We start from the raw sequence: 11,537 nt of genomic DNA on the forward strand, positions 1-11,537 counted from the left end.
TTGAAAAAGAAATGTAAGCGTTTGATAGATTTACAAAAAGATTGTATAATAGGGATAAGAATAGAAAAGGAGAAGTCTCATGGCAGTTAAAGATTTTATGACCCGCAAGGTAGTTTATATTAGTCCAGATACAACAGTATCTCATGCAGCAGATTTGATGAGAGAGCAAGGGTTGCACCGCTTGCCTGTTATCGAAAATGATCAATTGGTTGGTTTGGTAACTGAGGGAACCATTGCGCAAGCTAGCCCCTCAAAAGCAACAAGTCTTTCTATCTATGAGATGAACTATCTTCTGAATAAGACCAAAGTAAAAGATGTCATGATTCGCGATGTTGTTACTGTGTCAGGCTATGCTAGTCTAGAAGATGCAACTTATCTGATGCTGAAAAACAAGATTGGTATTCTTCCTGTTGTTGATAACCATCAAGTATATGGGGTTATTACTGATCGTGACGTTTTCCAAGCCTTTCTTGAAATTGCTGGTTACGGTGAAGAAGGAATTCGTGTGCGCTTTGTTACAGAAGATGAAGTCGGTGTTCTCGGAAAGATTGTTTCTTTGATTGTAGAAGAAAATTTGAATATCTCCCATACAGTAAATATTCCACGAAAAGATGGTAAGGTGATTATCGAAGTTCAAATCGATGGATCAATCGATTTACCAGCCTTGAAAGAAAAATTTGAATCAGAGAATATTCAAGTAGAAGAAATCACTCGTACTTCAGCAAAAGTCTTGTAAGAAGGGAAGCCGAAAGGCTTCTTTTTACGTGCAATAAGGGATTAGAGCAAAAGATGGAAAGAAATGATAGATTATGGTATAATAAAATGATACAAAAAAGGAGTATTTATGGACATTTCAGAAATTCGTCAGAAAATTGACGCAAATCGTGAAAAATTAGCTTCTTTCAGGGGGTCTCTTTGACCTCGAAGGTTTAGAGGAAGAGATTGCCATCTTGGAAAACAAGATGACAGAACCTGATTTTTGGAACGATAATATCGCGGCCCAAAAAACGTCGCAAGAATTAAATGAATTAAAAAACACCTACAACACCTTCCACAAAATGGAAGAGTTGCAGGATGAAGTTGAAATTTTATTAGACTTTTTAGCTGAAGATGAGTCGGTGCATGAAGAATTGGTAACGCAGTTATCCGAACTTGATAAGATGATGACCAGTTACGAGATGACCTTGCTCTTGTCAGAACCTTATGACCATAATAATGCGATTTTGGAAATCCATCCAGGATCCGGTGGTACTGAGGCTCAGGACTGGGGTGATATGTTGCTTCGTATGTACACTCGCTATGGAAATGCTAAAGGCTTTAAAGTGGAAGTATTGGATTACCAAGCAGGAGATGAAGCTGGTATTAAGTCAGTAACCCTATCATTTGAAGGACCTAATGCCTATGGTCTTCTCAAGTCAGAAATGGGGGTACACCGTTTGGTGCGAATTTCACCATTTGACTCTGCTAAACGTCGCCATACCTCTTTCACATCTGTAGAAGTGATGCCAGAATTAGATGATACCATTGAAGTGGAAATCCGTGAAGATGATATCAAGATGGATACCTTCCGTTCAGGTGGTGCTGGTGGACAAAACGTCAATAAAGTTTCAACAGGGGTGCGATTGACACACATTCCTACGGGAACTGTCGTCCAGTCAACGGTCGATCGTACCCAATATGGAAATAGAGATCGAGCTATGAAGATGTTACAGGCTAAGCTCTATCAAATGGAGCAAGAAAAGAAAGCTGCGGAAGTCGATTCCCTCAAGGGTGAGAAAAAGGAAATCACATGGGGAAGCCAAATTCGTTCTTATGTTTTCACGCCTTATACAATGGTAAAAGATCACCGAACTAGCTTTGAAGTTGCACAAGTAGATAAGGTTATGGATGGAGACCTAGATGGTTTTATCGATGCCTATCTCAAGTGGCGAATCAGTTAAGATAGAAAGGAACTCACATGTCAATCATTGCAATGCGAGATGTTGTCAAAAAGTATGATAACGGAACGACCGCCCTGCGAGGTGTCTCTGTCACTATTGAACCAGGAGAATTTGCCTATATCGTAGGTCCTTCAGGAGCCGGAAAATCAACCTTTATTCGTTCTTTGTATCGCGAAGTAAAAATCGAAAAAGGAAGTTTATCTGTTGCTGGTTTTGATTTGGTTAAAATCAAGAAGAAAGACGTCCCTCTACTCCGTCGTAGTGTTGGGGTTGTCTTCCAAGATTATAAACTGTTACCAAAGAAAACCGTTTACGAAAATATTGCCTATGCAATGGAGGTAATCGGAGAAAGTCGCCGTAATATCAAAAAACGTGTTATGGAAGTTTTAGACTTGGTTGGATTGAAGCATAAGGTTCGTTCTTTCCCAAATGAACTTTCGGGGGGAGAACAACAGCGTATTGCGATAGCGCGTGCTATTGTAAATAATCCAAAAGTATTGATTGCGGACGAACCAACAGGAAACTTGGACCCAGATAATTCATGGGAAATTATGAATTTGTTGGAACGCATCAATCTCCAAGGTACAACTGTCTTGATGGCGACCCACAACAGTCAGATTGTAAATACCTTGCGCCACCGTGTCATTGCCATTGAAAATGGCCGTGTCGTTCGTGACGAAGCTAAAGGAGAATATGGATACGATGATTAGTAGATTTTTTCGTCATTTATTTGAATCATTAAAAAGTTTGAAACGAAATGGCTGGATGACAGTAGCAGCTGTCAGTTCGGTTATGATTACTTTGACTTTAGTTGCAATATTTGCATCTGTTATCTTTAATACGGCTAAACTCGCTACAGATATTGAAAACAATGTCCGAGTAATGGTATATATTCGTAAGGACGTAGCTGATAATAGTGAGACCATTGAAAAAGAAGGTCAAACTGTTACAAATAACGACTACCATAAGGTATATGATGCTTTGAAAGGTATGTCAACCGTTAAAAGTGTTACGTTTTCAAGTAAAGAAGAACAATATGAAAAGTTGACAGAAACAATGGGGGACAACTGGAAAATCTTTGAAGGCGATGCCAATCCTCTCTATGATGCATATATCGTTGATACAAATACACCAAGTGATGTAAAGACAGTAGCAGAAGAGGCTAAAAAAATCGAAGGTGTATCAGAAGTTCAAGATGGTGGTGCTAATACAGAACGCTTGTTTAAGTTAGCCTCATTTATTCGTGTCTGGGGACTAGTTATCGCTGGATTATTGATTTTCATTGCGGTGTTCTTGATTTCTAATACTATACGTATCACCATCATTTCACGAAGCCGTGAAATTCAAATCATGCGTTTAGTAGGTGCTAAGAATGGCTATATCCGCGGACCTTTCTTGCTTGAAGGTGCCTTCATTGGTTTGCTTGGAGCAACACTTCCATCAGTTTTGGTATTTATTGTCTATAAAATGGTTTACCAATCGGTTAATAAGTCATTGGTTGGTCAGAACCTTTCAATGATATCACCAGAAGTATTCAGTCCACTGATGATTGCCTTATTATTTGTGATTGGAATTTTTATCGGTTCAATCGGATCAGGAATTTCAATGCGCCGATTCCTGAAAATCTAAAATAAAATAGAAGTATATTTGAGGAGATTTTAATATCTCCTTTTTTACTACAAAAATTTTAGAAAAAAGTCTACTTTTTTTTATAAAAGCCTTTACAAAAAAAATTAAAGTGGTATAATTGAATTATAGAAAGTGCAAACGTTTTCGTAAAACGTTTGCCTAAATAAAAATAAAGGAGATTTGAATGATGAAAGATACATTCAAAAATGTCTTGTCTTTCGAGTTTTGGCAAAAATTCGGTAAGGCTTTGATGGTGGTTATCGCGGTTATGCCGGCTGCTGGTTTGATGATTTCAATCGGTAAGTCTATCGTAATGATTAACCCAACTTTTGCACCACTTGTAGTTACAGGTGGAATTCTTGAGCAAATTGGTTGGGGGGTTATCGGTAACCTTCACATTTTGTTTGCCCTAGCAATTGGAGGAAGCTGGGCTAAAGAACGTGCTGGTGGTGCTTTCGCCGCTGGTCTTGCCTTCATCTTGATTAACCGTATCACTGGTACAATCTTTGGTGTATCAGGAGATATGTTGAAAAATCCAGATGCTATGGTCACAACTCTCTTTGGTGGTTCAATCAAAGTTGCTGATTACTTCATTAGTGTTCTTGAAGCTCCAGCATTGAACATGGGTGTGTTTGTAGGGATTATCTCAGGTTTTGTAGGGGCAACTGCTTACAATAAATACTACAACTTCCGTAAACTTCCTGATGCACTTTCATTCTTCAACGGGAAACGTTTCGTACCATTTGTAGTTATTCTTCGTTCAGCAATCGCTGCAATTCTACTTGCTGCCTTCTGGCCAGTAGTTCAAACAGGTATCAATAGCTTTGGTATCTGGATTGCCAACTCACAAGAAACTGCTCCAATCCTTGCACCATTCTTGTATGGTACTTTGGAACGTTTGCTCTTGCCATTTGGTCTTCACCATATGTTGACTATCCCAATGAACTACACAGCTCTTGGTGGTACTTATGACATTTTAACTGGTGCAGCTAAAGGTACTCAAGTATTTGGTCAAGACCCACTATGGCTTGCATGGGTAACAGACCTTGTTAACCTTAAAGGTACAGATGCAAGTCACTACCAACAATTGTTAGATACTGTTCACCCAGCTCGTTTCAAAGTTGGACAAATGATCGGTTCATTCGGTATCTTGATGGGTATGATCGTTGCTATCTACCGTAATGTCGATGCTGATAAGAAACATCAATATAAAGGTATGATGATTGCGACAGCTCTTGCAACATTCTTGACAGGGGTTACTGAACCAATCGAATACATGTTCATGTTTGTAGCAACACCTATGTATCTTGTTTACTCACTTGTTCAAGGTGCTGCCTTCGCTATGGCTGACGTAGTAAACCTACGTGTCCACTCATTCGGTTCAATTGAATTCTTGACTCGTACACCACTAGCAATTAATGCTGGTATTGGTATGGATATCGTTAACTTTATCTGGGTAACTGTTCTCTTTGCCGTAATCATGTACTTTATCGCAAACTTCATGATTCAAAAATTCAACTACGCAACTCCAGGACGTAACGGAAATTACGAAACTGCTGAAGGTTCAGAAGAAGCTAGTAGCGAAGTGAAAGTTGCAGCAGGCTCTCAAGCTGTAAACATTATTAACCTTCTTGGTGGACGTGCAAACATCGTTGATGTTGATGCATGTATGACTCGTCTTCGTGTAACTGTAAAAGATGCTGACAAAGTCGGTGATGCAGAACAATGGAAAGCAGAAGGAGCTATGGGTCTTGTCATGAAAGGACAAGGAGTTCAAGCTATCTACGGTCCAAAAGCAGACGTATTGAAATCTGATATCCAAGATATCCTTGATTCAGGTGAAATCATTCCTGAAACTCTTCCAAGCCAAATGACTGAAGCACAACAAAACACTGTTCACTTCAAAGGTCTTACTGAGGAAGTTTACTCAGTAGCAGACGGTCAAGTTGTTGCTTTGGAACAAGTGAAAGATCCAGTATTTGCTCAAAAAATGATGGGTGATGGATTTGCTGTAGAACCTGCAAATGGAAACATTGTATCTCCAGTTTCAGGTACTGTATCAAGCATCTTCCCTACAAAACATGCTCTTGGTCTTGTGACTGAAGCAGGTCTTGAAGTATTGGTTCACATTGGTTTGGACACAGTAAGTCTTGAAGGTAAACCATTTACAGTTCATGTTGCTGAAGGACAAAAAGTTGCAGCAGGAGATCTCCTTGTCACAGCTGACTTGGATGCTATCCGTGCAGCAGGACGTGAAACTTCAACAGTAGTTGTCTTCACAAATGGTGATGCAATTAAATCAGTTAAATTAGAAAAAACAGGTTCTCTTGCAGCTAAAACAGCAGTTGCTAAAGTAGAATTGTAATATACTTGAGGTTGGAAGCTGTATTCCAACCTCTTATTTTGGGAGAAAAGAATGAAATTTTTAACACTCAATACTCACAGTTGGATGGAGAAAGAAGCAGAGGAAAAATTCCAGATTTTGCTTGAGGATATTCTTGAAAAAGACTATGATTTGATTTGTTTCCAAGAAATCAATCAGGAGATCACTTCGCCAGTGGTGGAGGTTAATGACCTTTATCAAGCTTTGCCAGCAGCTGAGCCTATTCACCAAGACCATTATGTTAGACTTTTGGTTGAAAAGTTGTCAGAGCAAGGGAAAGATTACTACTGGACTTGGGCCTATAACCATATCGGTTATGATCGCTACCATGAAGGTGTGGCTATCTTGTCTAAAACACCTATTGAAGCAAGAGAAATTTTGGTTTCAGATGTGGATGATCCAACGGACTATCATACTCGTCGTGTTGCCTTGGCTGAAACTGTAGTTGATGGTAAGGAGCTTGCAGTTGCCAGTGTCCACCTTTCTTGGTGGGATAAAGGTTTCCAAGAAGAATGGGCACGATTTGAAGCTGTCTTGAAAGAATTGAACAAGCCGCTTTTGCTAGCTGGAGATTTCAACAATCCAGCTGGTCAGGAAGGTTACCAAGCTATTTTAGCTAGTCCATTAGGCTTACAAGACGCATTTGAAGTTGCTCAAGATAAAAGTGGTAGCTATACTGTTCCACCAGAAATTGATGGATGGAAGGGGAACACTGAACCCCTTCGAATCGACTATGTTTTTACTACCAAGGAGTTAGCGGTGGAAAATTTACATGTCGTATTTGATGGTAACAAGAGTCCACAAGTGAGTGATCACTATGGCTTGAATGCTATTTTAAACTGGAAATAATGACTGAAAAGAGGTTGGGATTCACAAATTCCAGCCTTTTTTACTAGAGAAGCTACTAGAAATAGCCTAAATAAGTGAGACTACTGAAATGGAATAAAATATGGTATAATTGATAGGATAGATAGAATCGAGGATATTATGTCATTTACGAAATTTCAATTTAAAAAATATATTAGTGAAGCCTTGGAGGAGTTGAAATTTACAACTCCAACAGAGGTGCAAGACAAGTTGATTCCTATTGTTTTGACAGGTCGTGACCTAGTCGGTGAATCAAAAACAGGTTCGGGTAAGACTCACACTTTCCTATTGCCGATTTTCCAGCAATTAGATGAAGCCGACGATAGTGTTCAAGCAGTCATTACTGCACCGAGCCGTGAATTAGCTACTCAAATTTACCAAGCAGCCCGTCAGATTGCAGCCCACTCAGATGTCGAAGTTCGTGTGGTTAATTATGTGGGTGGTACGGATAAGGCTCGCCAGATTGACAAATTGGCAAGTAACCAGCCTCATATTGTTATCGGAACGCCTGGCCGTATTTATGACTTAGTTAAGTCTGGTGACCTAGCTATTCACAAGGCTAAGACCTTTGTGGTCGATGAGGCAGATATGACCTTGGATATGGGATTCTTGGAAACTGTTGATAAGATTGCTGGAAGCCTTCCAAAAGACTTGCAATTCATGGTCTTCTCAGCGACTATCCCACAAAAACTGCAACCATTCTTGAAAAAATACTTGTCAAATCCTGTTATGGAGAAAATCAAGACCAAAACGGTCATTTCTGATACCATTGATAATTGGTTGATTTCTACAAAGGGACGTGACAAGAATGCTCAAATTTACCAGTTAACTCAGTTGATGCAACCGTATTTGGCAATGATTTTTGTTAACACTAAAATGCGTGCTGATGAATTGCATTCATATCTGACTGCTCAAGGCTTGAAGGTAGCGAAGATTCATGGAGATATTGCCCCTCGTGAACGCAAGCGTATCATGAACCAGGTGAAAAATCTGGATTTTGAGTACATTGTCGCAACAGACTTGGCAGCGCGTGGGATTGACATTGAAGGTGTCAGCCATGTCATCAATGATGCCATTCCGCAAGATTTATCTTTCTTTGTTCACCGTGTTGGTCGTACTGGAAGAAATGGCCTACCAGGTACAGCTATTACCCTTTACCAACCCAGTGATGACTCGGATATCCGTGAGTTGGAGAAATTGGGAATCAAGTTTACTCCTAAAATGGTCAAAGACGGGGAATTTCAAGATACTTATGACCGTGATCGTCGTGCCAACCGTGAGAAAAAACAAGATAAACTTGATATCGAAATGATTGGTTTGGTTAAAAAGAAAAAGAAAAAAGTCAAACCAGGTTATAAGAAGAAAATTCAATGGGCGGTTGATGAAAAACGCCGCAAGACCAAGCGCGCTGAAAATCGCGCACGTGGTCGTGCAGAGCGTAAAGCAAAACGCCAAACATTTTAATAGAAAAAGTTGGAGTACTGAGCTCCAACTTTTTTTATTTATGAGAACGAACTATCTAAACAGTAACACTACATTAAAGACTGCAAATTACGCTAAAAAATGGTATAATGGTAAAGTTATATAGTCCCGATAAGATGGTAGAAATTTCTATTTTTTCTTTCGAGTCGCAATTCGCAAAGAATGATGGCTCCAAAGTCGTTCGTCATTCTACAGTTGCCGCTATAATGCGGTCACCCTATGCGCCTTACTAGCTTCAGAAATAAAAAATTATCGTTTTTATTTCTTTCGCGTCGTAACTCTTAGACTATAGAAATACCTATCAGTACTTTGTAACTCTATAACACTATTTTTAAGGGGGGACATTTTTATGTCAGAACGTAAATTATTCACGTCTGAATCTGTATCTGAGGGGCATCCAGATAAGATTGCAGACCAAATTTCAGATGCGATTTTGGATGCTATTTTAGCCAAGGATCCAGAGGCGCACGTTGCTGCTGAGACAGCTGTATATACTGGTTCCGTCCATGTTTTTGGTGAAATATCTACAAATGCCTATGTGGATATTAACCGTGTGGTTCGTGATACTATTGCAGAGATTGGCTACACCAATACAGAATATGGTTTTTCTGCTGAGACTGTAGGAGTACATCCATCTTTGGTAGAACAATCTCCTGATATTGCCCAAGGTGTTAACGAAGCCTTGGAAGTTCGTGGAAATGCAGATCAAGATCCGCTGGACTTGATTGGTGCTGGAGACCAAGGTCTCATGTTTGGCTTTGCAGTGGATGAAACAGAAGAGCTCATGCCTTTACCAATTTCACTCAGTCATAAATTGGTTCGTCGTCTGGCAGAACTTCGTAAGTCTGGGGAAATTAGCTATCTTCGCCCAGATGCTAAATCACAAGTTACGGTTGAGTATGATGAAAATGACCGTCCAGTACGTGTGGACACAGTTGTTATTTCAACTCAGCACGATCCAGAAGTCAGCAACGAACAAATTCACAATGATGTCATTAATAAGGTTATCAAAGAGGTTATTCCAGCCTCTTACTTGGATGAGCAAACCAAATTCTTCATCAATCCTACTGGTCGTTTTGTAATCGGTGGACCGCAAGGGGACTCAGGTTTGACTGGTCGTAAGATCATCGTAGATACTTATGGTGGCTACTCTCGTCACGGTGGTGGTGCTTTCTCTGGTAAAGATGCGACTAAGGTGGATCGTTCTGCGTCATATGCAGCTCGCTATATTGCCAAGAATATCGTTGCAGCAGGTCTTGCAAAGAAAGCAGAAGTGCAATTGGCTTACGCTATTGGTGTTGCGCAACCCGTCTCTGTTCGTATCGATACTTTTGGTACTGGAACGGTAGCTGAAAGCAAGCTTGAAAAAGCAGCTCGTCAAATCTTTGATCTTCGCCCTGCAGGGATTATCCAAATGCTGGACCTCAAGCGCCCAATTTATCGTCAAACAGCGGCTTATGGTCACATGGGACGTACAGATATTGACCTTCCATGGGAACGTTTGGACAAGGTAGATGCTTTGAAAGAAGCAGTCAAATAGATAAGAAAACCAACGTTCTGAACGTTGGTTTTTGTAAATATGAGTTATCCTTTTTAATAGGTCAGTAAATTGCTAGCCTGTTATAATTTATTCATTGTTTTTAAAAAAGCCCAGTTACCAATTGATCTTGATCCGTATTTTAAATCCATAAATTCTAGTAGAATATAATCGTTTTTTTCGTAGCATGAGGCATTTCTAGCTGTATTAGTTATGAGACCCAAGTTCTTACAGCCTTTTGATTTAACATAGGGTTCAATCCCTTGTGTCAGAAAAGTACTGCCTATTCCCTGCCCCTTTCTTGCTGTATTAACAGCTAAAGCCATCAAATACCAATCAAACTCTCCTGATTGTTCTAAATGCTTTTTGGAACGTTTTACAAAGTCAAAGTATTTAAGGAGATTTTGAGGCCGAATGTAGCGAAAAATTTTTGAACCGCCATTTCGTAGATAGGATAGTATACAAAAATCCTTTTGTTGCAAGAGGGCGACTGCTAGTAATTTTCCATCTTGTTCCGCAATTAAACAGTTTCCCTTTTTAATATAGAGTCTAGTGAGTAACATTTGCAATGTTTCTACAAAAGCAGGATAGTAATCAGGTTTCTTTAAATCATCCCTTATAATCGTTAAGAAGGGATAGTCAAGAAAGGAATTGGCTAATAGTTTTCCAATTTTTTCGTATTCCTCAATTCGTGCCTCTCGATATATCATGTCTCCCATGCTTGTCTCCTTTATTACCTATAAAACCGTGTTTGATAGGATTTCAAGAAAAAATTGGAGACGATTTAAAAAGCTAAATAAACCTAAATTTGTTCCATAAGGTTCAAAGCACTTTCTAATCTCTCCAAGATTTTATTTGGTTGGAATCGAAATTCCAATTAATTTTTCTGAATATAGGGTTTTGATATTGGCTTCATCAATAGAGTCCTTATCAATTTTACGTTTCAAGAAAAATTCTTGAATAGCTTCGATTTCAGGTTCGCGAATAGCGCGGTGTTTGTTTGAGATGAGGATTTCATAGTGAAGCGGAGCTTGGGTAAAAATAACATCAGTATTCCCTGCAGAATAAACCTCAACAAGGGTTGCATCTGTACTTTCTAGCTGGCTTTTTACAAGTTGCGAGTGTGAGTTTGTCGTATTGATAAGCTTCATAACATTTCCTCCAATTTTCTAATTCTATTATAGCACTTTTTGAATAAAGTAGCTTGATTTAGTCAATCTTATGCTGTTTTTTCCAAGATTCGATAGCCCATTTATGACTACCACGTTTGAGGTTTTCAATAGCCTCGTCAATAGGGAACCAGGCAATATGATTAAAGTCTTCTAGTGGCTTTTGCACTTCTTTGAAAGAAGTCGCTTCATAGAGGTAGGCAGGATTGTAGTAGTAGGTGTCACGGTGACGAGAGTAGAAATATTCGTCAGCTTGTCCATAATAGGCACCAATTTCAGCTGTGAAGCCAAGTTCTTCAATCAATTCACGCTTTAGGGCTTCTTGATGATTTTCACCTGCTTCAATTTCACCACCTGGTAGGAACCAAGCGCCATTTGGTGCTTGAACAAGAACAATTTGTTTTTTCTCAGCATCAGGGATAACAGCATAAACACCATAGCGGTGTTGGTAAGTCACATTCTCTTTTTTTTCTCCGAAAGTTGGGTTTGCCATTGCGTTTTCCTCATTATCTAGTATCTTTATTATTATC

Annotated in this window: 11 protein-coding genes; 8 read left to right on the forward strand and 3 right to left on the reverse strand. The window is 39.4% G+C overall.

The window, feature by feature from the left end; all coding sequences use genetic code 11:
* The first annotated feature begins 79 nt into the window (after positions 1-79).
* From B7697_RS07525 to metK, 8 genes are all read left to right on the forward strand, one after another.
* A complete protein-coding gene (locus B7697_RS07525) occupies positions 80-736 on the forward strand; it encodes a CBS domain-containing protein (RefSeq protein WP_000268666.1) in 657 nt (218 codons plus the stop codon).
* Between the two features lie 108 nt (positions 737-844).
* Positions 845-1,940, forward strand: a protein-coding gene (gene prfB / locus B7697_RS07535; protein WP_142359004.1) for a peptide chain release factor 2 whose coding sequence is annotated in 2 segments (ribosomal slippage) — positions 845-916 and positions 918-1,940 — 1,095 coding nt in all. Because the reading frame shifts where the segments join, the coding sequence is not laid out codon by codon here.
* A 17-nt stretch (positions 1,941-1,957) separates the two neighbouring features.
* Positions 1,958-2,650, forward strand: coding sequence for a cell division ATP-binding protein FtsE (gene ftsE, locus B7697_RS07540; protein ID WP_000022204.1), 693 nt, complete (start codon positions 1,958-1,960; stop codon positions 2,648-2,650).
* Complete coding sequence (ftsX, locus tag B7697_RS07545; protein WP_000625545.1) at positions 2,643-3,569, forward strand: permease-like cell division protein FtsX; 927 nt, start codon at positions 2,643-2,645, stop codon at positions 3,567-3,569. Before ftsE ends, ftsX begins: the two co-directional genes overlap by 8 nt.
* A 184-nt stretch (positions 3,570-3,753) precedes the next feature.
* Positions 3,754-5,934: a PTS transporter subunit IIBC gene (locus tag B7697_RS07550; RefSeq protein WP_084951093.1), complete on the forward strand. Its 2,181-nt coding sequence runs from the start codon at positions 3,754-3,756 to the stop codon at positions 5,932-5,934.
* 51 nt (positions 5,935-5,985) lie between these two features.
* Positions 5,986-6,801, forward strand: coding sequence for an endonuclease/exonuclease/phosphatase family protein (locus B7697_RS07555; protein WP_049500130.1), 816 nt, complete (start codon positions 5,986-5,988; stop codon positions 6,799-6,801).
* Between the two features lie 138 nt (positions 6,802-6,939).
* Positions 6,940-8,283 (forward strand): DEAD/DEAH box helicase, encoded by a 1,344-nt coding sequence (locus B7697_RS07560; protein WP_004238723.1) that lies wholly within the window; start codon positions 6,940-6,942, stop codon positions 8,281-8,283.
* Between the two features lie 367 nt (positions 8,284-8,650).
* On the forward strand, positions 8,651-9,841 hold the full coding sequence (gene metK, locus B7697_RS07565; RefSeq protein WP_000003942.1) for a methionine adenosyltransferase: 1,191 nt from the start codon (positions 8,651-8,653) through the stop codon (positions 9,839-9,841).
* A gap of 80 nt (positions 9,842-9,921) precedes the next feature.
* Here the strand turns inward: metK and B7697_RS07570 are convergent, their stop codons facing one another.
* From B7697_RS07570 to B7697_RS07580, 3 genes are all read right to left on the reverse strand, one after another.
* On the reverse strand, positions 9,922-10,557 hold the full coding sequence (locus tag B7697_RS07570) for a GNAT family N-acetyltransferase (protein ID WP_084951095.1): 636 nt from the start codon (positions 10,555-10,557) through the stop codon (positions 9,922-9,924).
* Between the two features lie 132 nt (positions 10,558-10,689).
* Entirely contained in the window at positions 10,690-10,989 is a 300-nt protein-coding gene (locus B7697_RS07575; RefSeq protein WP_000767189.1) for a DUF1827 family protein, read from the reverse strand.
* 58 nt (positions 10,990-11,047) lie between these two features.
* The gene (locus B7697_RS07580; RefSeq protein ID WP_084951098.1) at positions 11,048-11,500 is read right to left on the reverse strand and encodes an NUDIX hydrolase; all 453 of its coding nucleotides are present in this window, start codon (positions 11,498-11,500) and stop codon (positions 11,048-11,050) included.
* Positions 11,501-11,537 lie beyond the last annotated feature (37 nt).

Source organism: Streptococcus mitis, from assembly GCF_002096895.1.
GTDB lineage: Bacteria > Bacillota > Bacilli > Lactobacillales > Streptococcaceae > Streptococcus > Streptococcus mitis_AH.